We start from the raw sequence: 26846 nt of genomic DNA, 5'->3' as shown, positions 1-26846 counted from the left end.
CCCGCTTGGCGGCGCCCCCTCTCGGCGTTCGGCGGAAGTGTCGGAATTCGGACGAGCCGGGTTTTCACAGAACGTGAATGTCGCATCACCACAAGTGTTAGCTTCGATCGGCTTGCGCCACAGGGGCGAACGAGAGCAAAGGAGCATGCGCAATGCAGCGCACGACACGCAACGTCCTCGTGGTCCTCGCGGCCGCGACCATGCTGGTCACCGGGACCGCCACGACCGCCCAGGCCGCGGCGCCCGGGTTCGTTCAAGAGAGCGTGGTCTGCAAGGACGTCGACGGCGGCACCTGGTGCCAGGGCACCGCTTCGGGGTCGAACTGGTGGTCGACCAAATGCATCTCGAACTACTACCACCCGACCAACCGCCACAGCTCGACCGCGATCATGGGCGGCGGCTCCATCCGCGGCGTCGCCGAAGCGGGCCAATGGTCCTACGCCGAAACCGAAGCCGGTACGGCGCACACCTGCTACACCAAGTACAACCCGAACTTCTGAGCGAGGCCGCTCACGGCGGCGCGGCGGTAGGCAGCGCGATCACGGCCGTGAACGCGGCGAGCCCGAGGGGTCCTGGACGCGGCGGGCGCCCTGACGCGGCCTACCAGTGCGGAGGGCGCTCGGCCAGGAGGTCGAGGTCGCGGGCCGAGAATTCGGCCTTGCGGGAGCGGCGCACGGGGGCCTCGCCCCAGCCGCGGTCGGTGTCGTCGGAGGTCTGGTCCGGGAGCACCGAGAAGTCCTCGTCGAGCTCCACAGCGCGGAGATCGTCGGAGACGGGGCGTTCGTCGTCGGAGACTGCCATGCCCTCGACCTTATCGCAGCGGGCCGCCCGAGCGGCAAGGACGAGGCCCTGAACACCCGGTGAACGGGTGCTCAGGGCCATGGCGATCGGTTCTATGAGGAGCCTCGCGGTGCCGGTTCGCCGTTAGTTCGCGACGCCGACGAGCTCGTAGCCGGCCTCGTCGACCGCCTCGCGGACCGCGTCCTCGGTGAGGGCGGCCTCGCTCTTGACGGTGACCTTGCCGGTCTCCAGGACGACGTCGACGCCCTTGACGCCGGGAAGCGCCGAGAGTTCCTGGGTGACGCTGCCGACGCAGTGGCCGCAGGTCATGCCTTTGACTTCGTACACGGTTTCCATGGCTACTCCTAAGGCGTGCTTGCGAGCCTGCCGGCGGCTCGGTGGGAGATGCGCGCGAGCCGGCAGGCGGCTCGGCGCGGGTGTTCAGGTTCTGAGCAGTCGGGCCACCGCGTCCGAGGCCTCTTTGACCTTGGCCTGGGCGGCGGTCGGGTCACCCGAGGTCTGCGCCTCCGCGACGCAGTGGGCCAGGTGGCCTTCGAGAAGGTTGAGCGCGACGGCTTGGAGCCCCTTGGTGGACGCCGAGATCTGGGTCAGGATGTCGATGCAGTACTCATCGCCCTCGACCATCCGCTCGATGCCCCGGATCTGGCCTTCGATGCGCTTGAGGCGGCGGGTGAGCGCGGCCTTGTCCCCGTGGTACCAGTAGTGTCCGTCGTGGCCGTGCGCTTCCGGTGCCGGGGGCGTGTCGCCGGCGACTCCGGTGCGGTCGGTCTGCTCGCTCATGTCACACCTTTCGTGTGCTCGGTCCTCCAGTCGCCAGTGTATACCCCTCAGGGGTATCTCGGCAACTGCTCGTTAGCCCGGTGCAGCGGCCCGTAGTATTCCGTGCCATTGTGTGAAATATTCTCCCCCCGCCCTTGTCAAGGGCCACAAGGGCCTCTAACGTGAACCCGTCGCGTCGGAAACTCGGGGGCACCCCGCACCCGCCGCGCGGCACCGCCGAGTCGGAAGCCCCCAGCTTTCCGAACCGGGGAACCAGCAGTCGGCATTCCACGCAGCGCCGACGGGGTGAATCGCGTCGAACGGACGCGTAGGGCGACCCTTCCTTCCGCCCGAACCCGACAGCTAACCCGGTAGGCGGCCAAAGGAAGGAGCGCCTCCCTGGTGCGTACCCGGCGAATCACTGCCGCCCTAGCCGCCGCAGCCCTGGTCCCGCTGACCGCCGCCCTGTTCACCTCGTCCTCTGCGAACGCGCAGTCGAGCGAGGAGATCCAGGCCGAGATCGACGAGCGGCACAGCGAGCTCGAGAAGGTCATCGAGGACTACAACGCCAAGCGCGAAGAACTCGAGGACGCCAACAAGCTCATCGAGGAGATCGAGGCGCAGCTGCCGGAGCTCGAGGCCGCCTCCGTCGCGGCGAACGAGGCCCTGGCCGACTACGCCGCCTCGGCCTACGCCGGCGGCGACTTCGCGATGGTCAACTCCGTGCTCGACGGCGACCCCGGGGACTTCGCCGACCGCCTCATGTACCTCGAGAGCCTCACGGCCGCCGAGAACGCCGAGCTCGCGGCCAACCTGGCGCAGGTCGAGGAGCTCGAGACCCGCAAGACCGAGCTCGAGACCCTCAAGGCGAGCGCCGACGACATCCTCGGCGAGATCGAGGACCAGCAGAAAGCGATCGAGGACGAGATCGACTCCCTCGAGGACGAGTACGACGACGCGTACGCCGAGGAGAACCCCGAGGAATCGCGCGACTGGGGCGACTACTCCGGCTCGTCCGGCGTCGTGCAGTTCGCGTACGACCAGCTCGGCGACCAGTACGTGTACGGCGCCGACGGCCCCGACGAGTGGGACTGCTCGGGCCTGACCCAGGGCGCGTGGGGCTCGGTGGGCACCTCGCTCTCGCACAACACCGAGATGCAGTGGAACGAGACCGCGCGGATCTCCCGCGACGAGCTGCAGGAAGGCGACCTGGTCTTCTACAACGGACTGAGCCACGTCGCCATCTACATCGGCAACGACCAGATCATCCACGCCCCGAACTCGACCACCGTGGTGAAGATCGCGGACATCGACATCATGGGCATCGACGGCTACGGCCGTCCCTGACGCGAGTACCGCCCGGGCCTGGTGGGGCCCGGGACGCAGACCCCCCGGCGGCGGCACCGGCGATCCCGATTGCTGACCCTGCTGCTGACCCGCAATGCGCCGGTGGCGCTGCCGGGGACTGAGACCTCAGCGAACGAGGCCCGTACGACTGGAGCCGCGATCCTATAGGAAATAGGATCTACGATTCCGGCCGTACGGGCCTCGTCGTTGAAATCGTATAGGATATATCCTGTAGGATCCCGCAGCGCGAGGCGCGAGGCGCGAGGCGCGAGGCGCGAGGCGCGAGGCGCGAGGCGCGAGACGCGAGACGCGAGACGCGAGACGCGAGACGCGAGACGCGAGACGCGAGACGCGAGACGCGGAGCCCGGGCTGCAGGCGCTACTCGGCCTCGGGCTCGGTGAAGTCCCAGTCGAAGCGGCGGTAGCGGCCGGTGCCGCCCTGCTGCCACGGCTTCGGGCCCTCGAGCGGGCGGTAGCCGATACCCATGGCGTGCAAGCGCTCCAAGTGCACCGGGAGCCGGTCCAAGACCGGGTCCGCTTGGCGCACATCGGGGTTGGTCCACGCGACCTCGGCGAAGACGGCCAGGCGCGGGAACGCGGCGTACTCGACGTCGCGCGGGTTCGGCAGGTACTCCGACCACAGCTGGCACTGCACACCGAGGATGCGGGTCTCGTCGATCCCGTCCGGCGCCGGCTCCCACGCCGCGACCTTCTCGATCGGGGTGAGCCCGTGGATGCGCAGCGGCTCGCTCGGGTCGTCGCTCTCGTAGTGGTCGAAGTAGACGTGCGTCTGCGGGCTGACCAGCACCTCGTGCCCGGCCTCCAGCGCCTTCTCCACATACGCCTGGGTGCGCCAGACCTGGACGGCGGCCTCGGCCGGCGCGCCGCCGTCGAGGATCTCGTCCCAGCCGATGACCCGCTTGCCCATCTTGGTCAGGTGGTCGCAGAAGGCGCGCGTGAACCAGGCCTGCACGCCGCGCACGTCCTCCATGCCCTCGCGCTCCATGAGCTCGCGGGCGATCGGGGACGACTCCCACTGGGCCATCGGCACTTCGTCGCCGCCGATGTGGACGAAGGGGCCCTCGAAAACCTCGGCGATCGCCGTGTACGCCTCGAGCGCGAAGTCGAGCGCGGCCTGCGTCGGCTCCAGCACCTCTTCGAACACGCCGAACGTCGGGCACACAGCTTTGTTCTGCCCAGCACCGAGTTCGGGGTAGGCGGCGAGCACCGCGCGGGCGTGCCCGGGCAGGTTCACCTCCGGCACGATCATGATGTGGCGCTCGCGCGCGTACGAGGCGATCTCGCGCAGGTCCGAGACGGAGAAGAACCCGCCGTGCGGGGTCGGCTCGTAGCCGGACTCCTCGTCGCGGGCGTGCCCGACCTTCGTCTCGGCGCGCCAGGAGCCGATCTCGGTGAGCTTCGGCCGCGAGGGCACCTCGAAGCGCCAGCCCTGGTCGTCGGTGAGGTGCAAGTGGACGACGTTGAGCCGGTGGAGCCAGGCCCGGTCGATCATCTTGAGCACGAAGTCCTTGGGCTGGAAATGCCGCACGACGTCGAGCATGACCCCGCGCCAGCGCAGGCGCGGCTCGTCGACAATGCCGACGAGCGGCAGGACCGGGTCGGCGGCGGGGGCCTCGCGGAGGGCGTCGGCGGGGAGGAGCTGGCGCAGGGTGGCGATGCCGCGGGCGATGCCGGCGGGGTGGGCGGCGGTGAGGTCGACGCCTGCGGGGGTGACGTCGAGGCGGTAGGCCTCGGCGGCGGTGGTGAAGTCCTCGGGGCGGTCGCCTTCGAGGGCGAGGCGCAGGACGCGGCCGTCGCCCGGGTCGCCCGGGGTGCTCTGCACGACGGGGAGGCGCAGGCCGGTGCCGCGGTTGAGGCTGTCCGACAGGAGCCAGGCCAGGGGGTGCAGCTCGGGCGCTGCGGCGATGGCGCTGAGGATGCTCAGGTCGAGTTCGCCGTCGGCGGCGGTGAGCTGCTGCGGCTGCGGGATCAGCGAGATGCGGCGCTGCATGTGCGGGGGCTCCTGTGGTGGTCGTGGTGCTGTCCGGCTCGCGTGGCTTCGCGGGCCGCGGGGGGTGCGCGGGGGCGGTGTCACGTCCCCACCGAATTAGTTCAGTTTATTTATAATATAGGGCCGCGCCGCGGTCGGCCAGTGCGGAGAGCGTTTTCGCTCTCTTCCGGCCGACCGCGGCGCGCGGCATCGCCTATGGAGTTCTGGCGCTCCGGCCTACCCGCGCGGCATCGCCTATGGAGTTCTGGCGCTCCGGCCTACCGGATCACCGGCAGCTGCTGGGTGCGGTCCATGTCCGAACCGTCCCGCTGCTTGTTGATCAGCAGCGGCGCCGACTCGGACTCGAACACCCCCAGCGAGGACGGGGACTCGTACCCGCTGCCCGCCGAAGGCAGGTCGAAGCTCGACCCGCTCGACGAGCCCAGCGAGGAGGACGACGAGGACGAGGCGAGCGTCGGCTCCTCCTCGCCCGAGACCAGGCCCAGCTGGCGGCGCAGGTCCGTCAGGTTCGAGCCCGCGCTGTCGCGCTGGCGCGACAGCGCCTCGACCTCTTCGGCGAGCGGCTGCACGCGCTCGGCGGCGCGCTCCTCCGCGGCGCGGCGCAGGCGCTCCGCCTCCTTCGCCGCATCGGCCTTGACGATCTTCGACTGCTCGACCGCGCGGTGCAGCGCGTCCTTCGCCTGCTGGTCGGCCTCCTCGCGGCGCTCCACCGAGCGGTTCTCCGCGCTGCGGGCCCGCTCCTCGGCGAGCGCCAGCCGGTCCTCGGCCTCCGAGACGATCCGCTGCGCGGTCGCGATGGCCTGCTGGTGCCGGTCGGCCTCCTCCTTCTGGGCGCGCTCGCGCCGGTCGGCCTCGGCGAGAATGAGCTCCTGCGTCTTCCGCTTGCGGTGCTCGGAGGCCTCCGTGAGCAGCCGCTGGGCGGCGTTGCGCTGCTCGTCCGACTCGCGGGCGGCATGCGCCTTGAGCTCGGTGACCTCGCGTTCGGCCGTGGCCCGCTGGACCGCGATCTCACGCTCGGCGTGCGAGCGCCGCTTCTCGGCCTCGGCCCGCGACTGGCCCTGCGCGGTCTGCGCCTCGCGGTGCGCGTCGGCAAGGGCCAGGTCGTGGCTGCGGCGGGCGTTCTCGCGCAGCTCGGTCGTCTCGTTCACCGCTCGGGCGCGGATCTCGGTGACGTCCTGGTCGGTGGTCGCGGTGATCTCCGCGGCCTCGGAGTGCGCCGTTCGCATCATCGTCTCGGCCTCGGCGCGCGCCTCGGTCAGCATCGACGCGGCCTGGCGCTTCGCGTCGGCCTTCTGGACGCCCGCGTCCTGCTCGGCGGCGCGCAGGATCTTCTCGACGCGCGCGCCGAGCCCCGCCAGGGTCGGCGCCTCGGCCTCGGCTATCTGCGTCGCCCGATCGGCGACGCGGCGCTCCAGAGCGGAAATGCGCTCCTCGGCGCGGCGCAGCTGCTGTTCCGCGGCCTCCAATGCCCGCGACGCCTCGTCGCGGTGCTGCTCGTGGGCTTTGATGTTCTGGTACAGCCGGGAAGTGAACTCTTCGACCTGATTGCGGTCGTAGCCGCGCATGGCGACAGCGAATTCGGGTCCGGATTCCTCGAAGAATTTCGACATGGTCTTCCAGAGTCACAGGAAACGGTTGATGAGTCATCATCACGCCTGAAGGGCCTGAAACCGGAGACGAACACGCCCGCGCCGCGTGTCGCGCCGAAAAACGTCTAGAGAAGCAGCATACGAACAGACCTCAACCGGAATGGGAGTTCCGGCGAGGCCCTCTACAGTGTTCGAACCGTTAGCGGGCCCGGTCGGTCTCGTCCTCGAAGTCGCCCATGATCTCCTCCAAGAGGTCCTCCATGGCGACCAGACCGGTGACCTCGCGGTCCGGGCCCGTGACGAGCGCGAGCTGGGCGCGCTGGCGCCGCATGAGCGTCACGGCCGCGGCGACCGTGGTCTCGGCGTCGACCAGCAGCGGCGCGGCGGCCATGTCGGCGACCGCGGCCCCCGGCTCGGCCTGTACGGCCTCCCGCACGTGGACGAGGCCGACCGGGCGCTCCTCCGCGTCCACCACGACCAGGCGCGAGCGGCCCGTGTCCCGGCTGCGCTCCTCCGCCTGCACCGCCGTCGACCCGGCCGCGATCGTCACGACCTCCGGCCACGGGATCGACAGCTCGCCCACCGGGCGGCGCTGCACTTCGATGGCGTGCGTGAGCATCTGGTGCTCCGGCTCGCCGAGCATCCCCGCCTCGGCCGAGGACCGCAGCAGGTACCGCAGCTCCTCCGGCGAGTGCGCCTGGGCCTTCTCGTCGGCCGGTTCGACCTTGAGCGCCCTGAGGATCGCGTTCGCACCGTGGTTGAGCCCCAGCAGGATCGGCTTCGTCAGCCACACGTACCCGGTGAACGGCCAGATCAGCGCCATCGCCGACGCCTCCGGGTGGGTGATCGCCCACGACTTCGGCATCATCTCGCCCACCACCATGTGCAGGAACACGACGATGAGCAGCGCGATCGTGAACGCGATCGGATGCGCCGCCCGTTCGAGGCCCATGGCCTCCAGCGGGACCTCGATCGCGTGCGCCAGCGCCGGCTCGGCGAGCGCGCCCAGGCCGACGGTGCACGCGGTGATGCCCAGTTGGGCGCCCGCGAGCATGAGCGAGAGGTTCCTGGTGCCGCGCAGGGCGGCCCGGGCGGCGCGCGAGCCGTCCTGTTCGAGCCGGTGCTGCCGGGAGGCCACGAGAGCGAACTCGGCGGCCACGAAGAAGGCGTTGGCGGCCAGGAGGAGTGCGGAGATCAGCAGTGCGGGACCGGTGCTCACGCGTCCACCTCCACGGGCTCGGGCCGCAGCTCGACCGCTTGCGGCACATGGCGGGAGCAGGAGACGACGACCATCCGCACCCGGCGGGGCGCGTTCTCGGCGCCCGCCGGGTCGTCGCCGACCTGGGGCACGGTGTCCACATCGACCGTGTCGCCGGGGTGGGCGATGCGGCCGAGCTGGGACATGACGAGCCCGGCGATCGTCTCGTAGTGCTCGCCTTCAGGAAGTTGGAGGCCAGTGGCGTCGGCGACCTCGTCGATGCGCCAGCGCCCGGGGATGAGCCAGGCGCCGCCCGCGAGCGAGACCGGGACGGCCTCGAAGCGGTCCTGCTCGTCGCGGATCTCGCCCACGAGCTCCTCGGCGAGGTCTTCGAGGGTGACGATGCCGGCGAAGCCGCCGAACTCGTCGACGACGCACGCGAACTGGCGGTGCTGGCTCCGCATGCGCTCGAGCAGCGTGGGCAGCGGAAGCGAGGCGGGCACAAGGAGGGCCGGGTCGGCGATCTCGCCGACGCGGACCGTGCCGCGGTCCTCGCGGGGGACGCCGATGACCTGGTTGAGGCCGACCACGCCGCGCAGGTCGTCCACGTCGTCGCCCACGACCGGGAAGCGCGAGTGGCCCCCGGCGAGCGCCTCGACCGCTTCGGCCACAGTGGCCTCGGCCGGGAGGGTCTGGACGTTGACGCGCGGGGTCATGGCCTGGTCGGCCACGGTGGCGGAGAAGTCGAGGCCGCGGTCGAGGAGTTCGGAGAGGCCCCGGTCGAGGGCGCCCTCGTCGCGGGAGACGTCGATGATGCGGTGCAGGTCTTCGGGGGTGGCGTTGTGCTCGAGCTCCTCCACGGGCTGGATGCCGAAGAGCCCCAGCAGTTTCGTGGAGGCGGCGTCGAAGAAGCGGATGATCGGTCCGCAGATCGTGAGGTACGCGTGGGTGGGCGCCGCGAGGGAGAGCGCGAGCGCCTCGGTGCGGGCGATCGCGAGGTTCTTGGGGCCGAGCTCGCCGAGGATCATCTGGACGACGTTCGCGAACAGGAACGCGAAGGTGACGCCGATGGTGACCGAGACGCCCGCGGGGACGCCGACGACGCCGAGGAGGTCGGCGAGGCCCTGGCCGAGGTACGGCTCGGCGAAGAAGCCGACGAAGAGCGCGGTGACGGTGATGCCCAGCTGCGCGCCCGACAGCGCGAACGACAGGGACGAGCAGATCTTGAGCGCCCGGCGGGCCCGGGCGGCGCGGCGGGCGTCGCCGTCGTTCGCGATGTCCTCGAGGCGGGACCGGTCGACGGCGGTGTAGGCGAATTCGAGCGCCACGAAGAAGCCCGTGGCCGCGGTGACGGCCAGGATGATGACCAGGCCGGTGACTATGAGCATCGATCACGCCTCAGGTGCGGACCGGAGGCCCGGAGCGGATCGCCCGCACCAGGCCGGGGACTTCGATGTCGGCTGCGGCGCGGCTTGCGCGCCACGACCGAGCGTCGTCTTCTTCGTCGCATGGGGCCGATCTTAACGGGACGGAAGGGCGGGGAAAGCGGTCATCTTTGTTCGCCCCGCCACAAGACGATGTCAGTTGAGCGGCCGAACGGACCGGCCATCGCCTGCAGCTCCGCGAGTTGCGCGCGGGCCCGCTGGAGCTCGCGCGCGAGCTCCTCCACAGCGGCACCGGCTTCGGCGCGCACGGCCTGGACCTCGCGCTCGAGGTCCATGATCCGCTTGATGCCCGCGAGGTTCACGCCCTCGTCCTGGGACAGGCGCTGGACCTCCCGCAGCCGCGTCACGTCGCGGACGGAGTAGCGGCGGCCGCCGCCCGGCGTGCGGGCGGGCTCGACGAGCCCGAGGCGGTCGTACTGGCGGAGGGTCTGCGGGTGCATCCCGGCCATCTCCGCGGCGGCCGAGATCGCGAGGATCTTGGCGTCGTAGTCGATCTCGTCGGCGCCGCCCCCGGGGAGGCGCCGGTGGTAGGCGATCTCGATGCGCACCTGCGGGCGCGCGCTCATGTCGGCGGCACGGCCGGCAGCGCGATCGTCGGGGCCGCCGGTGCGGTTCGAAGCGGTCACGGTTCCCTCCCTCGCTCGGTGGTCGTCGCCGCGTCCGTGCCGCGGGACGCACGCGGCATTCGCCGGTGCATTCGTTGCAACAACGTCGGGCGGTCGGCTTCTTCCGGCCGGTCCGGTTCGGCGGCTGTGCTGTCGCTCGCTTGAGCGGGAATCGCCGGGCTTGCGGACTGGGCGCGGAAAGCGGCGGGGTTCGCGTACCGGGCGGCGTCGGGCACCGGGCCTGCGGACCGGGAAAGGTAGGACGCGGGGTTCGCGAACCGGCCGGTGTCGGCCGACGGATTCGCGGATTGCCCAGGGACCGCCGTCGGTTCCGCGGATGGCGCCGGGACCACGGGAGGCGCGGCGGCGGCCGGGTCAGCGGGCTGCGCGGCGGGGACCACCGGCTCAGCGGACGCGGCCGGGCTCGCCGGCAACGCGGCCTTCTCGCTCTCCAGGACGATCGGCTCCGCAGCGGAGCCGAGACCGAATTCGTTGCCCGCGTAGGCCATGCCGGGCGAACCGGGGCGGCTGCGCAGCGTCGCGACGACGTCCGTCGCCGCGGACCTCGCCTCCGCGAGGCGCCGCGCCACCGCGATGACGCTCGTCGCGGCGACCGCGACCTTCACATACGGGCGCAGCACCGGGACGGCGCTGGCGGCGGTGAGTCCGGCGCGCACGATGTTGGGGTGCGCCGCGACGACCGTGGCCACAGCGGTCCCCATCTTCACGGCGCGGGACTCGGGGATGGCGCTAGCGGCCGTGCCGACCGCTCTCGCGACCCGGAAGCGTACGGGCACGCGGATCTCGGCTTCCTCACGCGGCGGGCGCGCGAAGCGGTCCCGCACGCGCTGCACTCCTGGCACCTTCATCGCCCTGCCCTCGCTTCCCGCATCGGGCCGTTCGGCAGCGAACTGGGAAGAAGCACCGCCGAGCGGCCGAACCGTGTGGCGTCGCTACGCAAACGGCGGTCACGCGTAGAGTCGCCGTTCGCGTTCCGAGCCGCCGATGCTTCAGACGACATCGTGCGGTCGCCCGCCGGCGGCGTCGTAACGCCCAGTGAGAGACGTACCCCCCGAACGGTGCCGCGAAGCACTCGGCGGGGCGGTGCGGCGTCGCGGTTCGCCTGCCGCGTCGTGCGGTCGCCTGTCCTCGGTGCAAGGGCTCCCGCTTCCGGGCGTGCCGTTCGCGCGGTACTCCGCGAGGTCGGTCGCACGCCCACCGGGTCGTGGATCTCGTTCCATGCCGACGACCTCGACGGCGAGCCGGTTCGACTCGAAGTCGCGGGGCCGCCCGCCTCCGGCGCAGGAGCGACCGCCGCCGGGCGGGTCGGCCGAGCGGCGATCCGCGAGGTCGAGCGCACGCGCGTCGAGTCGTGAGACTCGTTGTGTGCCAATGAGTTCGACGGCGAGCCGGTTCGACTCGAAGTCGCTAGCCCGCCCGCATTCGGTACCGGCACGATCGTCTCCGGGCGTACCGTGCGATCGGCATTCGCAGACGACGAGCGGACCCGCGTCGAGTCGCGGTTCGCGCGCCGAGCGGGCGCGTCGGTCGCAGTCAGCTTGGTGCGGTCATCCGATTTCGGCGCCGGAGCAATCGCTGCGAGGCGCACTGCCCAGGCGGCGGCGCGGAGCACTCCGTTCGCGGGTGCCGCGTCGCGTTTCGCGTGCTGCGACGCCACCCGCGTATTGGCATTCGTCTCAGGGCGGTTGCCCGCGTTCGGCGAAGCAACGCCCGCTTCCGGGCGGGCCGTTCGCGCGGCACCCGGAACCTCCCGGCGCTCTCGCGCCGGGCTGCGGTTCGCTTGCCGCGCCAGGGAGATCATTGGCCCGTCAGCTCTTCCAGCTTGGAGCGGTCGACCGGCGGGGCGGCGGCCGCGTACTTCTCCAGGGCCTCGCGGGCCTCGGGCGAGAGTGCATGCGGCACTTCGACGTCCACGGTGACCAGCAGGTCGCCCTTGCCGGGCACGCCGCGGCCCTTGACGCGCAGCACGCGCCCGGTCGGGGTGCCCTCGGGGACCTTCAGCGTCACGGGGCCGTCGAGCGTCGGCACCTTCACCTTGGCGCCCATGGCGGCCTCGGGGAAGGAGACCGGCAGTCGCACGGTCACGTTGTCGCCGTCGCGGGCGAACAGGGGGTGGGTCCGCACGGCCACCTTCACGAGCAGGTCGCCCGGAGGTCCGCCGCGCTCGCCGGGGGCGCCGCGGCCCGCCAGCCGGATCGACTGGCCGTCGCCGATGCCCACCGGGACGCGCACGGTGATGATGCGGTCCTGCGTGGTCGCACCCGTGCCGCCGCAGTCGGGGCACGGGTCGGTGACCACGGTGCCCGTGCCCTCGCATTCGGGGCAGGGCTGCGCGAAGCTGAACGCGCCCTGGTTCTCGGTGATCAGGCCCCGGCCGTTGCAGCGGGAGCAGGTGCTCGGCGCCGAACCGGGCTTCGCGCCCGAGCCGTGGCAGGTGCCGCACTCGCCCGGCGCGCGCATCCGCAGCTCGGTCGTGGTGCCCTTCACGGCGTCGGCGAAGTCGAGGGTGATGTGGGTGCGCAGGTCGTTGCCGCGCTGGGCGCCGCTGCGGCGCCGATGGGCCCCGCCGCTGCCGCCGCCGCGGAACAGGTCCCCGAAGATGTCCGAGAAACCGCCCGAACTGCCCGTGTTGCCGAACAGGTCCTCGAGGTTGACGCCGCCGGAGCCGCCCGGCATCCCGCCGAAGCCGCCCCTGCCGGACTTCATCAACTGGATCTGGTCGTACTCCTTGCGCGCCTTGTCGTCGTGGAGCACCGAATAGGCCTCCGAGACGCCTTTGAAGCGCTCCTCGGCGGCCGGGTCGGGGTTGTGGTCGGGGTGCAGCTCGCGCGCGAGCTTGCGGTACGCCCGCTCGATGTCCTTTTTGGAGGCGTCCTGCGGCACGCCGAGTATGGCGTAGAAGTCCTTCTCAAGCCATTCCTGCGATGCCACGGGACGCCTCCTCTACCTGCTTATCGTTCGGGCGGGGACCTAGGAGTCCTTGTCGCCCTTGTCTTTCTTCTTCTTGGTCTTGCCCGCGGGCTCGTCGCCCTCGGACGGTTCGGCCTCGGCGGCCGCCGCGGTCTCCTCGGCGGACTCCTCGGGCTCGTCGCCCGCGGTGTCGTCCGCTGCCGCCTCCACCACTTCGGCCTCGGCCTCGATGGTCTCCGGCTCTTCGGCCGCGGCGGGTTCCGGGTCGTCCGTCGGCTCCGCGACCGCCACGAGGGCGGGGCGCAGGAGCTTGTCGCCGAGCCGGTAGCCCGAGCGCATCACGTCGATGCAGGTCGGTCCGTCGACTCCCGGCATCTGCATGTGCGCCACGGCCTCGTGGATCTGCGGGTCGAACGCGTCGCCCTTGGTCCCGAAGGACTCGAGGCCGTGCTTCGCGAGCGCGTTGACAAGCTGCTCGGCCACGGAACCGAAGGGGCCGTTGAGGTCCCCGTGGTCCCGCGCCCGGTCCATGTCGTCCAGCACCGGCAGCAGGCTCTGCAGCACCGCGGCCGTCGCGAGCTCGCCGGAGCGGGCCTTGTCCCGCTCGACGCGCTTGCGGTAGTTCTGGAACTCGGCGGTGATCCGCTGCAGGTCCCGCGTGCGCTCCTCGACCGTCGACTGGAGGACGGCCACCGCGTCGTCCGCGGCCTGGCCGTCGTCCGAAGCGGCCGCGAGGATGTCGTCCACGGTCAGCTCGTCCTCGGCGTCGCCCGACTGCGCGTCGGAGTCGCCGGGACGCTCGTCTTCGGCGTCCTTGTTGCCTTCGTCCGTCACTTCTGGTCCTTGTCGTCGTCGACGATCTCGGCGTCGACGATCGTCTCGGAGTCCTGGGCGTCGGCGTTCGGCGCGGCGGAGGGCTGCGTGCCCTGCTCCGCCTGGGCGGCCGCGTACATGGCCTGCCCGGCCTCCTGGCTGACCTTGGAGAGCTCCTCCGTGGCGGTCTTGATCGCCTCGATGTCGCTGCCGCCCAAGGCGCCCTTCAGGGAACCGGTGGCGTCGTTGATGCGGCCCTTGAGGTCCTCGGGGACCTTGTCGCCGTTCTCGGCCAGCAGCTTCTCGGTCTGGTAGACCAGCGACTCGCCCATGTTGCGGGCCTCGGCCTCCTCCTTGCGCTGCCGGTCCTCCTCGGCGTGCTCCTGGGCCTCGGCCATCATCCGCTGGATGTCGTCCTGGGCCAGGCTGGAACCGCCCGAGATGGTCATCGACTGGGCCTTGCCGGTCGCGGAGTCCTTCGCGGAGACGTTCACGATGCCGTTCGCGTCGATGTCGAAGGTGACCTCGATCTGCGGGACGCCGCGCGGCGCCGGCGGCAGACCGGTGAGCTCGAAGGTGCCGAGCTTCTTGTTGTAGGCCGCGATCTCGCGCTCGCCCTGGAACACCTGGATGAGCACCGACGGCTGGTTGTCGTCGGCGGTCGTGAAGACCTCCGAGCGCTTGGTCGGGATCGTGGTGTTGCGCTCGATGAGCTTGGTGAAGATCCCGCCCTTGGTCTCGATGCCGAGGCTCAGCGGCGTGACGTCGAGGAGCAGCACGTCCTTGACTTCGCCCTTGAGGACGCCGGCCTGGAGGGTCGCGCCGACGGCGACGACCTCGTCAGGGTTGACGCCCTTGTGCGCGTCGCGGCCGATGAGGCGCTTGACCAGGTCCGAGACGGCCGGCATGCGGGTCGAGCCGCCGACGAGGATGACGTGGTCGACCTCGGAGACGTTGATCCCGGCGTCCTTCACGGCCTGCTCGAACGGCTTCTTGCAGCGGTCGAGGAGGTCGGAGGTCATCTGCTCGAACTCGGCGCGCGAGAGCGAGACGTCGAGGTGCAGCGGCCCGTCGGGGCCCGCCGTGATGTAGGGCAGGTTGATCGAGGTGTTGGTGGCGCTGGAGAGCTCGATCTTGGCCTTCTCGGCGGCCTCCTTGAGGCGCTGCATGGCCATCTTGTCCTTGGACAGGTCCACGCCGTACTGGCCGTTGAAGGTCTTGACCAGGTGCTGGATGACCCGGTCGTCCCAGTCGTCGCCGCCGAGGTGGTTGTCACCGGAGGTGGCCTTGACCTGGATGACGCCGTCCGCGATCTCCAGCAGGGACACGTCGAAGGTGCCGCCGCCGAGGTCGAAGACGAGGATCGTCTGCTCTTCCTCGCCCTTGTCGAGGCCGTAGGAGAGGGCCGCCGAAGTGGGCTCGTTGATGATGCGCAGGACGTTGAGGCCCGCGATCTCGCCCGCCTCCTTGGTGGCGGTGCGCTGCGCGTCCGAGAAGTAGGCCGGCACGGTGACGACCGCGTCGGTCACGTTCTCGCCCAGGTACGCCTCGGCGTCGCGCTTGAGCTTCATGAGGATGCGCGCGCTGATCTCCTGCGCGGTGTAGGACTTGCCGTCGATGTCGACGGCCCAGTCCGTGCCGATGTAGCGCTTGACCGAGCGGATCGTGCGGTCCGGGTTCGTGACCGCCTGACGCTTGGCCACCTCGCCGACGAGCACTTCGCCGTTCTTCGCGAACGCGACGATGGACGGGGTGGTCCTGGCCCCCTCAGCATTGGTGATGACCGTGGCTTCCCCGCCTTCGAGGACGCTGACCACGGAGTTCGTCGTGCCGAGGTCGATACCGACCGCACGTGCCATGTTGATCTCCTGACGTAGTCGAACAGATGTCTCCGGGATTGGAGACGAGTCTCTGTCTCAAGCGGCCGGGCGGGAACCCCGAACCAAGTTGAGCCGGATAGACTCAATGTTCGAACGGCAGGCATCTACTGTCAAGTGGATCATGGGAAATGTGATGAAACGCACGAAAGTTGAGTCGGGTCGACTCAACTTTTCGATTGCGCGGGGTCAGCATGCGCGGGGCCTTGCGGGGCTTAGCGGGCCTTGACGGCGGCCTCGCCGGCGGCTTCGCAGCACTCGGTGAGGAGGTCGTCCGCGATCTTCCACGTGTCGCACGGCCAGGCCTGGTCGCACGAGGCGCAGTCGATGCCGAGCAGCTGCTCGGGCAGGTGGTCGCGCCACATCGCGGCGGCGAGGGACCAGCCCATGATCTCGGTGATCCCCAGGGGCGCGTCGAGCGGCGGCGGCTCCTCCAGCGAGAAGAGCTTCGAGGGCTCCTCGCGGCGGGAACGGCGCGAGCGGGCGGGGATCGGCACCACCATCGAGGCCGGATCGGACGCGGCCGAGGCGGTCTCCGCAGTATGTCGCGAGCGGCGGGGCGGTGCGCTGCGCTCCTGGCGCGGCAGGGCGCGACCCGGCTCCGGCGCGTCGGTGTCGTGCGGCGCCTGCCTCGCTGAATGCTGCATGCTCACGCTATCTCCTCATTCGCCTTCGCTTCCGTGCACTGCGTACGCCTCTCTAACGGGTTAACGGTCGAGCGGGCCGCGAGGACACGGGTATGAGCACTCGGCACTCTAGTCCGCCTGGCACGGAGGGATGCGGAGGCGAACTCGCGAGCCATTCCGGATCACACGCAACACGAAAGTCACTTCCGTTTCCGCGTTTGCATTCTCGCGCATTGGAGGTAGCCTGGGGCGCATCGCCCGCATTAGCGCGCAGAAAGCCGTCCACACGGCCCGCGCGCGGCAGCCGAAGCCGCGATGCTTTGGGCGACAAGCGTTCCGGCGCAAGGTCGGAGCGCCGGACCGGCGCTCTCCAAGGAGCGTAACGGAAGCCGCACTCTGGGCTGCATATCCTGGTTGAGCTGGGATTTCAAGAATGTGACGGACTCGAAGACTGGATTAACTTTGGGTTACGACGTCCGTTTTGCCCGAAAACGCCCCGATCACGTGTGGCATCATAGGATTATGCAGTCTCCTTCAGAAGAAGTACAATGGACGGTTGACGGTGGATTGATCACTCCCTACTTCGAGATCAAGACCACCTTCACCCGCAGCGCCGGCAGCGAACAGCTCCGCGAACACGTCTACATCTACGGACTCGAGCTGGAAGGCGACGGCGAGATCGCCATGCGCTTCCGCCCCGAGCACCGCCACCAGCACGCCGAAGCCTCCCTCACCATCCGCGTCGACGAGTCCAACTGGATCAAGACCGGGGCCGAATACCTTGGGGGCCAACACCTCGTCTCAACGGTGACCACCCGTGAGCACACCAACTGGTCGCTGTCTCCTGTGGACACCGAATCGGACGAGATCTGGCTGCGGCTCATCCGCGCCGGCGGCACCATCACCGTGGCCCACGCCGACGACGGCGTCGACTACACCACCATCGCCTCCACCTACCTCCCCGGCGGCGTCCCGGTCATGGCCGGCATCGCCAGCACGCGCCCCGTCCACGAGAGCTTCTGGGACGCCGCGCAGGACCTCGACATCGACGTCGATTGAACTCACCGGAATCGGACTGCCACAACTGAATTCAGCGCTCTGGCGGTGGGGGCCAGCAGGCGCTGAGCATAGAGGTCGGGCCCGGTGGGCCCAGCGATCCCCGTCCGGCGGACCCGACCTGTGTGCTCAGCAGCGACCCGGAACTGCAAGCGCAGCAAGCGAGGCGAACACGGCGGCGCGATCGGATGCCATGCAACCGATCGCGCCGTTCACTGCGTATTGGTGGTTGCGGCGCCCGGTTTGGTCACCGGGCGCCGCCCTTACTTGCTACTCGAAGAGCGCGGCGTAGGTCTGGAAGGCCGTGGCCACCTCGACCTGGTGCCAGTAGCGGTGGTAGTCGAACTCCGGCGCGGGGCCGGTGCAACCGCCGTCGATGTACGCCTGGACCTGGTCCCAGCCCTCGAACTCCTTCATGAAGGAGCGGGTCTCGATGAACGTGACCCCGTTCTCCAGCACGTCGCCGTTCGGCATGGTCCCGGTCCAGCCCTCGGGGATGTAGACCTCGTCGCCGAAGCGGCAGTAGTCCGCCCGGCCCTCGGTCTGCGTCACGCCGATGCCGTCGTTGATCGCCCAGAGGCCGTCGAGCAGGTTCGACGCCGCGGTCTGCGAAGCCGTGTCGCCGCTGGCGGCGGCGTGGTACGACAGGATCTTGGCGAACGCGCCGGCCACACCCGGGTCCTTCGACATGGTGAGCACCGAAGCGGACAGGCCCGCCCCCGGCTCGCCGTTCCACTCGAGGTCGCCCGGCAGGCTGTAGTCGGTGGCGCTGATGTCGGACTCGGAGAGCGCCCAGGCGACCCACTTGTCGAGCATGTCGCAGGCACGGGCGTCACCGGTCTCGTGGCAGTACTGCGCCACGCGGTCCATGCCCCAGACCTGGAAGCCGAACCAGCGGTTCGACGGCGGGTCGTGCCACACGGGCTGCTCGTCGTAGTACAGGCCGGCGTGCTCGGCGCTGGTCGTCGGGCTGCCGTAGTTGCCGCCCCAGTTGTTCGTCGCGCCACCGGCGATGGCGCCGGCGCCCTCAGCCCCGGCCGGGACCTGGAGCCACTCCAGGAAGTCCAGCTGAGCGTCGAGGCTCTTGGCCCAGTCGTCGTCCGCGGTGGGCGACTCGGGGGCCAGGCCGCCCTCGGAGAGGGCGTAAGCGGCCATGAGGTTCTGGTAGCCCTGGTGGACACCGGAACCGCCGATGCGGAACGACCAGTCGCCGTTCATGCCGGCGCCCCATGAGTAGTACCAGCTCATCAGGTAGTGGAACGAGCTCTTGCCGCTGCCGTCGGGGCAGGTGCTGATCCCGATGCAGTCGCCCGCGATCTGCTTGAAGTACTTGTCCGCCATCGCGTACCGCAGGAAGTCGCCCATCTTCGAGGCGTTCTCCAGCGATCCGGAGATCTGGGACTCGGCACCCTGCTCGGCGGCCCACTGCTGGGCCATCCACGCGACCTGGACGGCGCGCGCGTCGGCGTCGGGGGCCGCGGTGTAGCGCTCCTGCTGGGAGTAGGCCGAGTCGCCCACGAACAGGTCCAGGAAGCCGTTCTCGCCGCCGAAGTCGAAGGTCTCGCACGACGGGTGGGCGATGGTCTCCCACGTCGACTCGGAAGAGCCGCGCTGGAAGGTGTTCATGTACGCGGGCTCGGTGGTCCCGTCACCGCACTCGCCGAAGCCGTAGGCGTTGTCGACGTCCAGGATCCAGTGCATCCCGTACACCTGGTTGTTGCCGTAGGTGTTGCGCAGCTCGGCGCCGAGCGGGTCGTCGCCCACGGGCGCGTTGAAGTTCAGCTGCGTCGGGTAGTCGGTGATGTCGTCCGACTCCGGCGCGTAGGAGGCCGGCGCACTCGGGTTGTAGTTGGTCGGGTTGAGGTCCGGGATCGCGTACTGCTCGGTGGTCTCCCAGGCCTGGTTGTAACCGGACCAGTCGCCCGTGACCTGGCCGTAGGCCGCCTCGAGCCACATCTGGTAGCTCAGAGCCTCCGAGGTGGTCTCGTGGCCGTAGTCGGGCGCTTCGACGATGAGCTCCTCCACCGAGTGGTAGGGGACGCCCGTCTGGTGCAGGTACGGGGACTCCGCGCCCGCGAGCTGGTCGTACATCGTGAGGAAGCGCTCTTCGTTCTCCGTGACCTCGCCGAGGTCGGCGATCGTGACGACCACCTGGAGCGGGTCGAAGCCGGGCGAGGAGACCGTGAAGGTCGCCGAGTCGCCCGGGGCCGCGTTCGCGGCGGCGCTGAAGACGACCGGCTTGGTCGCGGTCGCGCCCGCGGCGAAGCTGAGCGAACCGCCGGAGGCGACCGAGATGGCGGTCGAGCCGGCGGTGCGCGCGGTGGTCACGGTCGCGGCCGCGGTGGTGGCCGCGGAGAAGCCGACGTCGATCGAGGCGGTGGCGCCCGCGTCGACCACGACGTTGGTGCGCGAGACCGCGAGGTCGGGCTCGACCGGGGTCACGCTGCCGCAGGTCTCACCGTTGACCTTGACGCCGGTGGGGGCGGTGGCCGCGCCGGATCCGATGAATCCGAACACCTCCCGCTTCTGGCCGGACGCGACGGTGCCGTTCCAGCCCACGTCGCCGCCCTTGAAGGTGGAGCCGCTCTGGCTCCAGTCGACGTTCCACGCGTTGGAGACCGAGGTCCCGGCGGGGAACGTCCACTCGAGGTCCCAGCCGTTGAGCCCGGCGGTGCCGCCGGTCAGGCTCACGTTGGCCTGGAAGCCGCCGCCCCAGGTGGAGATGACTTTGTATTCGAAGCCGCCGCAGGTCGGATTGGCGAAGGCCTGAGGGGCGGCCACTACTGCGAGGGCGCCCACGAGGGCGACCGGCAGCGTCACCGCTGCAGCGCGGCGCCATCGGCGCTTGGCGCGCCGCGGCGGGGCCAGGTTGTCGAGATCCATTTGGCTACTCCTGTGGGTGGTGTGTCCGTTTTCGTGGGAGCGCTCATGCCGGGATGGCCCCTTTCGAACCGCACGAGTGGAACGAATCGGACCGGTTTGCGGAAGCGCTCCCAAGTCATGCTGCCAACCGCAGGGCCCTGATGTCAATACATTTACATCTCTAAATTTCTGCTTGGACCGGCGGTAACACCGCTAATTGGCAAACATTTTTCCAGCTCAGCGGCCCGTTATGTCGTTTGCACAGTTATAGATCTGCGACCTTCGATTTTCCGGCCGTGGGCGGCGCTGTAACAACCGAGTAACGACCCTCACACCCGGACTTGCGCTGTGGAACACGCTCCCGTACGATCCTGGTATCGCTCCCAAGGGCGATCGCCTCGGCGGTTCAGCCGCGGGCCGCCGTGCACCCACGGCGGTCCGCGCGCCGCCGCCACGGGCGCCAAGGCAAGACGAGTCCCTCAAACCCCTCTGGAAACACAAAGCGCCGCCGAGGCGCCCGGAAGGAACCAGCAAAGATGCATTTCCTCAATCGCAAGAACGGCAGGATCGCCCTCGCGGCCTTCGCCGCAGGCGCGCTCGCGGTCACGTCCGCGTGCAGCGGCGACGGTGACGGCGGCGACGACGCCACCGGTGAAGACGGCAAGATCACGCTGACCGTCTCCACCTTCAACACGTTCGGCTACGTCCAGGCCGGCTTCGAGAAGATGTACGAAGACGCGAACCCGAACATCGACGTCGTCTTCGAAGGCGACGGCGTCGGCTTCGACGACGTGTACCGTCCCGCCCTCGAGACCGCGCTCGACGCCGGCTCCGGCTTCGGCGACGTCGTCGCCATGGACGAGCAGGCCACGCCGCAGCTCTTCCAGAACGGCGACCTCTGGTACGACCTGAGCGCCTACGAAGCCCGCTCGGCCGACTACACCGAGAACACCTGGAACCTGGGCCACACCCCCGACGACAAGCTCGTCGGCCTCGGGACCGACATCGGCGGCCTGGCCATGTGCTACCGCTCCGACCTGTTCGAGGCCGCCGGACTTCCCACCGAGCGCGACGCGGTCGCCGCGGCGTGGTCCGACTGGGACGGCTTCAAGGCCCTCGCCCAGCAGTACGTCGACGCCGACACCGGCACCGCCTTCATCGACAACGGCACCCAGCTGCAGAACGTGATGCTGAGCCAGTTCGCCGGTCTGGGCGACGGCGCGATGTACGTCGACAACGACGGCAACCTGACCCTCGACTCCGCCGCAGCGACCCAGTCGCTCGACCTCGTCCTCGAACTCAACGAGATGGGCGCCGTCGGCAACTTCCCGACCTGGGGCGAAGAGTGGAACGCGGCCATGGCCGACGGCGGCTTCGCCGTCATGCCGTGCCCGGGCTGGATGGCCTCCGCCATCATCGAGCCCACCTCCGGCCCGGACAACGCCGGCAAGTGGGACATGGCCGCCGCACCCGGTGTGGCCGGCAACTGGGGCGGTTCGTTCCTGGCCGTCCCCGCCGCGGGCCCGCACCCCGAGGAAGCCGCTGCCCTCGCTGACTGGCTGACCCAGCCCGAGCAGCAGATCCTCGTCTACGAAGCCGTCGGCAACTTCCCGTCCTCGCCCACCGCGCAGGCGGACCCGCGAGTCGCCGACAAGACCAGCCCGTACTTCAGCGACGCGCCGGTCGGTGCCATCCTGTCCGCCTCGATCCAGTCGTTCCCGGCTCTGGAGTACTCGTACTACCACCCGCCGGTGAAGGGCGCGGTCGAGTCCACCATCAACGGCATCGTCGACGGCTCCATCGCCCCGGCCGACGCCCGCGACGCCATCGCCTCGGCCGCTGAAGAAGCGATCCAGTTGGCCGGCGCCGGCATGTAACCCCCGGCGGCCCGGATCGGCGGAACCTGCCTCCGCCGGTCCGGGCCAAAGGCCCGGACCCGCCCCGGCCCCGAGCCGGGGGCCCGGATCCAGTGCCGCCCAGCGAGGGACCGGCGCCGAACGCCTCCCAGCATCCGTTCGGCGCAACCCCCCAGGACCCGGTCCCTCCAGGCGGCACCATGTCGGCCCGCCGCGCCCCAACCCGCGGCGGGGCGGCGCCCCCCCCCCGTCCCGCCCCCGCACGCAGCAAGATCCGACCCGAGGACGAGCCCGACGGCTCGGCCGGCGTCACCGCGACCGTCCCCTTCTCGGCGAAGCTTGCGAGCCGTTACTCGGCAAGGAAGGCTCTCAATGACCACCCAGCACACCGCACCGCGCCTGACCTGGCGCGAGCGGTTGACACGCATCGACGTCAAGGCCATGCCGTACGCGCTCGTGTCCCCGTACTTCATCCTCTTCGCCGTCTTCGGCGTCTTCCCCATGGGCTACACGCTGTACGCGTCGCTCCATGCCTGGAAGATCGGCAACCCCACGCGCGAGTTCGTCGGGCTGGACAACTACACGTTCCTGCTCACCGAGTACGACCGGTTCAACTGGTCCGTGGTCAACACCCTCGGCATGTTCGTCATGGCCACGGTGCCGCAGATCGTGTGCGCCATGATGGTCGCGAACGCCCTGAACAAGCGCCTGCGCCGCCCGCTGCTGTGGCGCATGCTCATCCTCGCCCCGATCGTCACCTCCGTGGTCGCCGTCGGCGTCATCTTCGCCCGCATCTGGGGCAACGAGTACGGCATGGTCAACGGCGCCCTCGAGCTCATCGGCCTCGACGCCGTCAACTGGCAGGGCGGCCGGCTCGAGTCCTGGTTCGCCATCTCCTCCATGGTCGACTGGCGCTGGATGGGCTACAACGCGCTCATCTTCCTGGCCGCGATGCAGACCATCCCGAAGAGCCTCTACGAGGCGGCCACGGTCGACGGCGCCTCGCCCCGGCAGCAGTTCTGGAAGATCACCGTCCCGCAGCTCAAGCCGATCCTCATCTTCACCGTCTTCGTCTCCTCCGTCGGCGGCATGACGCTCTTCGTGGAGCCCCTCATGTTCGCCCCCGGCACCGGCGCCCTGGGCGGCGGCACGACCGGCCAGTTCCAGACCACCGCCATGGTCCTGGTCGACATCCTGCGCACCCACGGCAACTACGGCATCTCCTCGGCCGCCGGCTGGCTGCTGTTCCTCGTCATCGGGGTCGTCGCGGCCCTCAACTTCCTCGTCGTCAACCGCATCCAGGGGAACAAATGAGCACCGCCACCGCGCCGCGCAGCACCGTCCCGGCCGCCCCGAAGGCCAACCCGCCGAAGCCTCCGCGCAAGAAGAAGCAGCACGGCGCCAACGAGTCCGCAGGGGTCTTCGCGCCCACCATGATGACCCGCATCGGGCTCATCGGCGTCTCGATCCTGTCGGTCTTCCCGCTGTACTGGATGGTCGTCATCGCGTCGCGGAGCACCGCCGACGCCGCCGGCTTCCCGCCCGCGCTCCTGCCCGGGGGCAACCTCGGCGAGCACATCCAGGCCGCCTTCGCCCACCCCGAGGCCGACCTCCTGCTGGGCCTGCGGAACTCCTTCATCATCACCGGCACCGTCACGCTCTCGGTGGTGCTCATCTCCACCCTCGGCGGGTTCGCGTTCGCCAAGCTGAAGTTCCGCGGCTCGAAGATCCTCATGGGCACCGTCCTGTTCTCCATGATGGTGCCGCTCCAGCAGCTGGGCATCGTGCCGCTGTACATCATCATGGTCGAACTCGAATGGCTCGACACCCTCCAGGCCGTGATCCTGCCGTTCCTCATCAACGGGTTCGGGATCTTCCTCATGCGCCAGTACGTGGAGCAGGCCGTGCCCGACGAGATCATCGAGGCCGCCCGCATCGACGGCGCCAGCACCCTCGGGATCTGGTGGCGTATCGTCATGCCGGCGCTGCGCCCGGCCATGGTCGTCCTGGGACTCCTGACGTTCATGCTGAACTGGAACGAGTTCCTCTGGCCCTTCATGGTCCTGAGCGAGCAGAACCCCACGATCCAGCTCGCGATCCAGCAAGCGTCGACGGCCATGTTCGCCGCGGACATGTCGATGGTCTTCACCTGCACCCTGATCTCGATCATTCCCATTGCGGTCCTGTTCGTCGTGTTCGGGCGGCAGATCGTGCACGGCATCATGGAAGGTTCTGGCAAGTAATGACCAACGAAATCGAAACCGCCGCGCTCGCGGCGCGGTTCCCAACCGGGTTCACCTGGGGCGCGGCGACCTCCTCCTACCAAGTCGAGGGGTCGACCGGCGCCGACGGCCGCGGCCCGTCCATCTGGGACGCGTTCGTGAACGAGCCGGGACGGGTCGTCGACGGCTCCAACGGCGACACCGCGATCGACTCCTACCGCAGCATCCCCGAGGACGTCGCCACCATCAAGGCCCTCGGGCTGGGCGCGTACCGCTTCTCGCTGTCGTGGCCCCGGATCTGCCCCGACGGCGACGACCGCGTCAACGAGGCGGGCCTCGCCTACTACTCCAACCTCGTGGACGCCCTCCTCGCCGAGGGCATCACCCCCTGGATCACCCTCTACCACTGGGACCTCCCCCAGACCCTCGAAGACGCCGGCGGGTGGCCCGTGCGGGCCACCGCCGAGCGCTTCGGGCAGTTCGCGTCCATCGCGCACGCGGCCCTCGGCGACCGCGTCAAGCACTGGATCACCGTGAACGAGCCCTGGTGCGCCGCGTTCCTCGGCTACGCCTCCGGCGAGCACGCCCCCGGGCGCCGCGAGCCGGCCGCGTCCATCGCCGCCGCCCACCACCTCATGCTCGGCCACGGCCTCGCCGCCCGCGCCATCAAGGCCGCGGACCCCGAGGCCGTCGTGAGCGTCGGGCTGAACTTCTACCCGATCCACGCCGCCACCGACACCCCCGTCGACCTCGACGCCGCGCGCCGCGTCGACGGCGTGCAGAACCGCTGGTTCACCGAGGCGGCCCTGCGCGGGGCCTACCCCGAGGACATCGTCGAGGACTTCAAGGCGATCAGCGACTTCTCGTTCGTCGAGGACGGCGACATGGAGGTCATCAACGCACCCGTCGACGTGCTCTCGGTGAACTTCTACAGCCGCTTCACCGTTACCGGTAACGGGGGCGCGACCTCGGCCTCCGCCGCCCCCACGGGCGCCGGATCGGCCTGGCCGGCCAACGAGCACATCGGGTTCGTCTCCTCCGGGCTCCCCGTGACCGACATGGGCTGGGAGATCGACCCCGCCGGGCTCACCGAGACCCTCACCCGCCTGCACGCCTCCCACCCCGAGGTGAAACTCGCGGTCACGGAGAACGGCTCGGCATTCCCCGACAAGATCGAGGACGGCCAGATCCACGACCCCGAGCGGCTCGACTACGCTCGCGCCCACCTGGCCGCGTGCGCCGACGCCGTCGACGCGGGCGTCCCGCTCGTGGGGTATTTCGCCTGGTCGTTGGCGGACAACTTCGAGTGGGCCTGGGGATACACGAAGCGGTTCGGACTGGTGTACGTCGATTTCGAGACCGGCGAACGCACGGTCAAGGACTCCGGGCGCTGGTACGGCGACCTGGTGCGGCGGGCCCGTGCGAACCGTGAGGCAGAATAGACCCACACCAACCGTTGCCCGAGGTGATGCACGATGACCGAGACCCAGCTTGAGGCGCCAGGCGAGCCCTTGAAGAGCGAACGCCGCCGCCGCTCCGGCGGCCGGCCGACCCTCGACACCGTCGCCCGCCACGCGGGCGTCGGCCGGGGCACGGTCTCGCGCGTCATCAACGGCTCCCCCAAGGTCGCCGAGGACACCCGGGCGGCGGTCCTGGCCGCGATCAAGGAACTGGGGTACGTCCCCAACCAGGCGGCCCGGACCCTCGTCACCCAGCGCACGGACACCGTGGCACTGGTCGTGACGGAGTCGCAGGAGTGGCTCTGGTCGGAGCCGTTCTTCGCCGGCGTGCTGCGCGGCATCACCGAGCAGCTCGCCGAGGAGAACATGCGGCTCATGCTGACCTTCGCCCCGCGCGACGGCAGCCGGGCCGACCTCGAGGCGTACCTCCTCGGGCAGCACGTCGACGGCGTCATGATGGTCTCGAGCCACTCCGGCGACCCGCTGCCGGAGCGGCTCGAAGACGCCGGCATCCCCATCGTCCTGTGCGGCACGCCCGCCGGATTCCGCCCCATCGCGTACGTCGACTGCGACAACCGCTCGGGCGCCCGGCAGGCCGTGGAGTACCTGGCCGAGAAGGGCCACAAGCGGATCGGCCTCATCGCCGGCCCGCAGGACATGGCCGTGGGCGTCGACCGCCTCTCGGGCTACCGGGACGGCCTCCGCGGCCACCGGCTGCCCGTCGAGGAGTCCCTCGTCTCGGTCGCCGAAGGATTCGACGAGGCCAGCGGAATCAAGGCCGCCCGGCACCTCTTCGACACCGCCGGCGACCTCGACGCGGTCTTCGCGCACTCCGACCCCCTCGCGATCGCGACGCTCCGCGTCGCCCGCGAGCGCGGCATCCGCGTCCCCGAGGACCTGGCGCTCGTCGGCTTCGACGACTCCCCGCTCTCCGAGGTCGCCGAACCGCCGCTCACCACCGTCCACCAACCCACCGAGACCATGGGCCGAGAGATGGCCCGCCTCCTCTGCGGCCGCATCCGCGGCGAAGAGGCCGGACCCCTGGTGACGATCCTCGGCACGAGAATCGTCGTCCGCGAATCCGCCTAGACCCCATACGAAAAGGGCCCGGCTCCTTCAGGAGCCGGGCCCTTTCGCTTGCCGTCAGGCGATCGTCATCGAGTTCCAGCCCGTACCGAAGGTCCGGCGGGCCGTGTGGTTGCCGGCGCCGTCCCCCGGGTAGAGGAACACCACGCCGTCGGACTTGCGGCGGGCCATCCAGTCGACATGGCCGTCGCGGTTGAAGTCGCCCACAGCGGTGATCGCGTCGTACCCGCTCCACCCGCATCCGACCTTGACGCGGGTTTCGAAGTGCCCGTAGGTCTTCCCGGCGTAGAAATACAGGCCGG

General features: G+C 69.9%; 22 protein-coding genes, 1 pseudogene and 1 riboswitch. Of the genes and pseudogenes, 8 read left to right on the top strand and 15 right to left on the bottom strand.

All coding sequences use genetic code 11. The features are described from left to right. Positions 1-152 precede the first annotated feature (152 nt). Complete coding sequence (locus tag O2L52_RS11200) at positions 153-500, top strand: lactococcin 972 family bacteriocin (protein ID WP_270115480.1); 348 nt, start codon at positions 153-155, stop codon at positions 498-500. Between the two features lie 100 nt (positions 501-600). On the opposite strand, the gene O2L52_RS11195 is transcribed toward O2L52_RS11200, so the two are convergent. The 3 genes and pseudogenes from O2L52_RS11195 to O2L52_RS11185 all read right to left on the bottom strand — a co-directional run bounded on the left by O2L52_RS11195 (position 601) and on the right by O2L52_RS11185 (position 1581). After that, entirely contained in the window at positions 601-801 is a 201-nt protein-coding gene (locus O2L52_RS11195; protein WP_270115479.1) for a hypothetical protein, read from the bottom strand. Positions 802-924: 123 nt separating this feature from the next. Then, a pseudogene (locus O2L52_RS11190) lies at positions 925-1140 on the bottom strand (heavy-metal-associated domain-containing protein); the annotation flags it as partial. Positions 1141-1221: 81 nt separating this feature from the next. Further along, positions 1222-1581, bottom strand: coding sequence for a metal-sensitive transcriptional regulator (locus tag O2L52_RS11185; RefSeq protein WP_270115476.1), 360 nt, complete (start codon positions 1579-1581; stop codon positions 1222-1224). Positions 1582-1785: 204 nt separating this feature from the next. After that, positions 1786-1954, top strand: a riboswitch (cyclic di-AMP (ydaO/yuaA leader). An 8-nt stretch (positions 1955-1962) separates the two neighbouring features. On the opposite strand from O2L52_RS11185, the gene O2L52_RS11180 reads away from it, so the two are divergent. Then, positions 1963-2907, top strand: a complete 945-nt coding sequence (locus O2L52_RS11180; RefSeq protein ID WP_270115475.1) for a C40 family peptidase — start codon at positions 1963-1965, stop codon at positions 2905-2907. A 379-nt stretch (positions 2908-3286) separates the two neighbouring features. Here O2L52_RS11180 and O2L52_RS11175 read toward each other — a convergent pair whose 3' ends face one another. The 10 genes from O2L52_RS11175 to O2L52_RS11130 form a co-directional block, all read right to left on the bottom strand. Beyond that, positions 3287-4918 carry a beta-N-acetylhexosaminidase gene (locus tag O2L52_RS11175; protein WP_270115474.1) on the bottom strand — a complete coding sequence of 544 codons (1632 nt, stop codon included), beginning with the start codon at positions 4916-4918 and terminating at the stop codon, positions 3287-3289. A 257-nt stretch (positions 4919-5175) separates the two neighbouring features. Next, entirely contained in the window at positions 5176-6528 is a 1353-nt protein-coding gene (locus O2L52_RS11170) for a coiled-coil domain-containing protein (RefSeq protein WP_270115473.1), read from the bottom strand. Between the two features lie 178 nt (positions 6529-6706). Further along, a complete protein-coding gene (locus O2L52_RS11165; protein WP_270115472.1) occupies positions 6707-7726 on the bottom strand; it encodes a hemolysin family protein in 1020 nt (339 codons plus the stop codon). After that, entirely contained in the window at positions 7723-9093 is a 1371-nt protein-coding gene (locus tag O2L52_RS11160; protein WP_270115471.1) for a hemolysin family protein, read from the bottom strand. Before O2L52_RS11160 ends, O2L52_RS11165 begins: the two co-directional genes overlap by 4 nt. Positions 9094-9254: 161 nt before the next feature. Beyond that, entirely contained in the window at positions 9255-9716 is a 462-nt protein-coding gene (locus O2L52_RS11155; protein ID WP_344471697.1) for a heat shock protein transcriptional repressor HspR, read from the bottom strand. 56 nt (positions 9717-9772) lie between these two features. Continuing rightward, the gene (locus O2L52_RS11150; RefSeq protein ID WP_270115469.1) at positions 9773-10624 is read right to left on the bottom strand and encodes a hypothetical protein; all 852 of its coding nucleotides are present in this window, start codon (positions 10622-10624) and stop codon (positions 9773-9775) included. 949 nt (positions 10625-11573) lie between these two features. After that, a complete protein-coding gene (dnaJ, locus tag O2L52_RS11145; protein WP_270115468.1) occupies positions 11574-12707 on the bottom strand; it encodes a molecular chaperone DnaJ in 1134 nt (377 codons plus the stop codon). Positions 12708-12746: 39 nt separating this feature from the next. Continuing rightward, positions 12747-13520, bottom strand: coding sequence for a nucleotide exchange factor GrpE (grpE, locus tag O2L52_RS11140; protein ID WP_270115467.1), 774 nt, complete (start codon positions 13518-13520; stop codon positions 12747-12749). Next, positions 13517-15358, bottom strand: coding sequence for a molecular chaperone DnaK (dnaK, locus tag O2L52_RS11135; protein ID WP_270115466.1), 1842 nt, complete (start codon positions 15356-15358; stop codon positions 13517-13519). The genes grpE and dnaK overlap by 4 nt, the downstream gene beginning before the upstream one ends. 233 nt (positions 15359-15591) lie before the next feature. Further along, positions 15592-16029, bottom strand: a complete 438-nt coding sequence (locus tag O2L52_RS11130; protein ID WP_270115465.1) for a hypothetical protein — start codon at positions 16027-16029, stop codon at positions 15592-15594. A gap of 540 nt (positions 16030-16569) precedes the next feature. Here O2L52_RS11130 and O2L52_RS11125 point away from each other — a divergent pair. Beyond that, the gene (locus O2L52_RS11125) at positions 16570-17061 is read left to right on the top strand and encodes a DUF1349 domain-containing protein (protein WP_270115464.1); all 492 of its coding nucleotides are present in this window, start codon (positions 16570-16572) and stop codon (positions 17059-17061) included. 267 nt (positions 17062-17328) lie between these two features. On the opposite strand, the gene O2L52_RS11120 is transcribed toward O2L52_RS11125, so the two are convergent. After that, the gene (locus O2L52_RS11120) at positions 17329-19941 is read right to left on the bottom strand and encodes a glycoside hydrolase family 48 protein (protein WP_270115463.1); all 2613 of its coding nucleotides are present in this window, start codon (positions 19939-19941) and stop codon (positions 17329-17331) included. Between the two features lie 515 nt (positions 19942-20456). Between O2L52_RS11120 and O2L52_RS11115 the strand changes: the two genes are divergently transcribed. The 5 genes from O2L52_RS11115 to O2L52_RS11095 all read left to right on the top strand — a co-directional run bounded on the left by O2L52_RS11115 (position 20457) and on the right by O2L52_RS11095 (position 26547). Next, a complete protein-coding gene (locus O2L52_RS11115; RefSeq protein WP_270115462.1) occupies positions 20457-21797 on the top strand; it encodes an ABC transporter substrate-binding protein in 1341 nt (446 codons plus the stop codon). A 351-nt stretch (positions 21798-22148) separates the two neighbouring features. Further along, positions 22149-23090, top strand: a complete 942-nt coding sequence (locus tag O2L52_RS11110) for a carbohydrate ABC transporter permease (RefSeq protein ID WP_270115461.1) — start codon at positions 22149-22151, stop codon at positions 23088-23090. Then, a complete protein-coding gene (locus O2L52_RS11105) occupies positions 23087-24019 on the top strand; it encodes a carbohydrate ABC transporter permease (RefSeq protein WP_270115460.1) in 933 nt (310 codons plus the stop codon). Before O2L52_RS11110 ends, O2L52_RS11105 begins: the two co-directional genes overlap by 4 nt. Further along, positions 24019-25440 (top strand): GH1 family beta-glucosidase, encoded by a 1422-nt coding sequence (locus O2L52_RS11100; RefSeq protein WP_270115459.1) that lies wholly within the window; start codon positions 24019-24021, stop codon positions 25438-25440. Before O2L52_RS11105 ends, O2L52_RS11100 begins: the two co-directional genes overlap by 1 nt. 33 nt (positions 25441-25473) lie before the next feature. After that, positions 25474-26547, top strand: a complete 1074-nt coding sequence (locus tag O2L52_RS11095; RefSeq protein ID WP_270115458.1) for a LacI family DNA-binding transcriptional regulator — start codon at positions 25474-25476, stop codon at positions 26545-26547. Between the two features lie 54 nt (positions 26548-26601). On the opposite strand, the gene O2L52_RS11090 is transcribed toward O2L52_RS11095, so the two are convergent. Next, positions 26602-26751, bottom strand: a complete 150-nt coding sequence (locus O2L52_RS11090) for an FG-GAP repeat domain-containing protein (RefSeq protein ID WP_270115457.1) — start codon at positions 26749-26751, stop codon at positions 26602-26604. Between the last annotated feature and the right edge of the window lie 95 nt (positions 26752-26846).

Source organism: Glycomyces algeriensis (assembly GCF_027622855.1).
GTDB classification, from domain to species: domain Bacteria; phylum Actinomycetota; class Actinomycetes; order Mycobacteriales; family Micromonosporaceae; genus Glycomyces; species Glycomyces algeriensis.
The sequence above is the reverse complement of the archived record's forward strand: the minus strand, read 5'-3'. Positions and strand labels throughout refer to the sequence as shown.

Coding starts and splice junctions, on each gene's coding strand:
- dnaK (WP_270115466.1), bottom strand. CDS start 15,358: ATGGCACGTGCGGTCGGTATCGACCTCGGCACGACGAACTCCGTGGTC.
- O2L52_RS11105 (WP_270115460.1), top strand. CDS start 23,087: ATGAGCACCGCCACCGCGCCGCGCAGCACCGTCCCGGCCGCCCCGAAG.
- O2L52_RS11160 (WP_270115471.1), bottom strand. CDS start 9,093: ATGCTCATAGTCACCGGCCTGGTCATCATCCTGGCCGTCACCGCGGCC.
- O2L52_RS11155 (WP_344471697.1), bottom strand. CDS start 9,716: ATGAGCGCGCGCCCGCAGGTGCGCATCGAGATCGCCTACCACCGGCGC.
- O2L52_RS11110 (WP_270115461.1), top strand. CDS start 22,149: ATGACCACCCAGCACACCGCACCGCGCCTGACCTGGCGCGAGCGGTTG.
- O2L52_RS11150 (WP_270115469.1), bottom strand. CDS start 10,624: ATGAAGGTGCCAGGAGTGCAGCGCGTGCGGGACCGCTTCGCGCGCCCG.
- O2L52_RS11095 (WP_270115458.1), top strand. CDS start 25,474: ATGACCGAGACCCAGCTTGAGGCGCCAGGCGAGCCCTTGAAGAGCGAA.
- O2L52_RS11185 (WP_270115476.1), bottom strand. CDS start 1,581: ATGAGCGAGCAGACCGACCGCACCGGAGTCGCCGGCGACACGCCCCCG.
- O2L52_RS11200 (WP_270115480.1), top strand. CDS start 153: ATGCAGCGCACGACACGCAACGTCCTCGTGGTCCTCGCGGCCGCGACC.
- O2L52_RS11100 (WP_270115459.1), top strand. CDS start 24,019: ATGACCAACGAAATCGAAACCGCCGCGCTCGCGGCGCGGTTCCCAACC.
- O2L52_RS11115 (WP_270115462.1), top strand. CDS start 20,457: ATGCATTTCCTCAATCGCAAGAACGGCAGGATCGCCCTCGCGGCCTTC.
- O2L52_RS11175 (WP_270115474.1), bottom strand. CDS start 4,918: ATGCAGCGCCGCATCTCGCTGATCCCGCAGCCGCAGCAGCTCACCGCC.
- O2L52_RS11195 (WP_270115479.1), bottom strand. CDS start 801: ATGGCAGTCTCCGACGACGAACGCCCCGTCTCCGACGATCTCCGCGCT.
- O2L52_RS11170 (WP_270115473.1), bottom strand. CDS start 6,528: ATGTCGAAATTCTTCGAGGAATCCGGACCCGAATTCGCTGTCGCCATG.
- O2L52_RS11120 (WP_270115463.1), bottom strand. CDS start 19,941: ATGGATCTCGACAACCTGGCCCCGCCGCGGCGCGCCAAGCGCCGATGG.